Origin of the sequence: Thiohalophilus sp. (assembly GCF_031581315.1) — a bacterium.
GTDB lineage: Bacteria > Pseudomonadota > Gammaproteobacteria > UBA6429 > Thiohalophilaceae > Thiohalophilus.
On the sequence record NZ_JAVLAZ010000049.1, the window covers coordinates 16,574 to 18,323 of the forward strand.

3 protein-coding genes are annotated in these 1,750 nt (G+C 58.2%); 2 read left to right on the forward strand and 1 reads right to left on the reverse strand.

Annotation, left to right across the window (positions count from 1 at the left end; genetic code table 11):
- Positions 1-501, forward strand: a 501-nt coding sequence (locus RI563_RS08560; protein WP_310693956.1) for a metal ABC transporter substrate-binding protein, incomplete at its 5' end; no start/stop codon positions are given.
- The gene (locus tag RI563_RS08565) at positions 498-1,283 is read left to right on the forward strand and encodes a metal ABC transporter permease (RefSeq protein ID WP_310693957.1); all 786 of its coding nucleotides are present in this window, start codon (positions 498-500) and stop codon (positions 1,281-1,283) included. The genes RI563_RS08560 and RI563_RS08565, both read left to right, overlap by 4 nt.
- Here the strand turns inward: RI563_RS08565 and RI563_RS08570 are convergent.
- Positions 1,262-1,750, reverse strand: a 489-nt coding sequence (locus tag RI563_RS08570; RefSeq protein WP_310693958.1) for a GGDEF domain-containing protein, incomplete at its 5' end; no start/stop codon positions are given. The genes RI563_RS08565 and RI563_RS08570 overlap by 22 nt on opposite strands.

Genomic DNA, 1,750 nt, shown 5'->3' on the forward strand with positions numbered 1-1,750 from the left:
CCGCATGTGCATCTCGATCCGTACCGGCTTCTGACGATTGCCCGGCAGCTGGGTGAGCGTTTGCAACAGATTGATCCGGTCAATGCCCTTCACTATCAGGCCAACCTGGACGGCTTTGTCGGCCAGTGGCAAACGGCGATCGAACGCTGGGAGGAGAGAGCGCGTCCATTGAAGGAAAAGAAAGCCGTGGTGCAACACCGCAGCTGGAGTTATCTATTCAGGTGGCTGGAGATCGAGGCGGTGGCTGATCTCGAACCGAAACCCGGTTTGCCACCGACCAGCGGCCATCTGGCGGGCCTGCTGAATGTTATCCAGGCAGAGAAACCGCAGTTGATTGTGCTCACAACCTACCAGAGTGAGCGCGGTGCCCGCTGGCTGTCGCGTCGTACGCAACTGCCGGTCCTCACACTGCCCTACACGGTAGGTGGCCATGAGCAGGCCACCGATCTGTTCGGCCTGTATGAGACCACGCTCGACCTGCTGCTGGAGACAGTGCAATGATCCCGGAGGGACTGGGTGCACAGCTGGCGATCATTCTGCCGGCGCTGCTGGCCGGGATCGTGGTATTGAGTACCCATGTGCCGCTGGGACGCGAGGTGCTGCAACGAGGCATCATTTTTCTCGATCTGGCCATTGCCCAGATGGCGGCGCTGGGGTTGATCGTCGCCCACTTCACAGGGCTGGAGGCGCACGGTGCCTGGCTTAACCAGCTGGTGGCGATCGGTGCGGCGGTGATTGGTGCGAGTTTGCTCTACCAGGTTCGACATGCGCCCACGGGCATCCAGGAGGCACTGATCGGCATATTGTTCATGCTGGCGGCGACCGGCAGTATTTTGTTGTTGTCCAAGGATCCACACGGCGGCGAGCGTCTGCGGGAAATGCTGGTGGGGCAGATACTGTGGGTGGAGTACCGTGATCTGGTGATGATCGCGGTAGTGTATCTGGCAGTACTGGGGTTGTGGTTTGGCTGGCGGAAACGCCTGGGCAGTTACGGCTTTTATCCGCTGTTTGCGATTACCATTACTCTCTCCACACAACTGGTCGGCGTCTACCTGGTCTTTGCCAGTCTGATTATCCCGGCGCTGGCAAGCCTGCACAGCAACAGTCCCTGGCTGATCGCGTACGGGATTGGTGTGGCCGGCTATGTGGTCGGTTTACTGGTTTCCGCGTTGTTTGACCTGCCCTCGGGCGCGACAATTGCCTGGTCCCTGGCCATCGTAGCCATACTGGTAATGGGGCTGAGCCGTATGATGGGCAGGCCTCATGCCGACGGTCCGGCATAGCAGAGGCGATTGCGGCCCTGCCCTTTGGCTTCATAGAGCTGGGCGTCAGCCAGTTCGATGATCTGATCGAGAGTTTGTCCGGCAATATGTTTCGCCAGACCGGCGGAGGCGGTCACCTGGATGGTTTCGCCACTGTCATCAATGGGAATGGGCGTATTTGCCAGTGCCTTGAGCATGGCACCGAACAGATCAGCGGCATCCTCAAGCCAGGTGCTGGGTAAAAAGGCAATAAATTCCTCACCACCAAAACGACAGAAAACGTCACTGCTGCGCAACCGTTTTTGAATCAGGTTCGCTGCTTCCTTGAGTACCCGATCGCCGTTGAGGTGCCCGTACTGGTCATTGATCTGTTTGAAGTGATCGAGATCGATCATCACGATGACATAGCTTTCCCGGGTGCGTTCCGCCAGCGCATGTTCTTTTTCAGCGATCAGATAAAACGCATTGCGGTTAATCGCGCCGGTCAG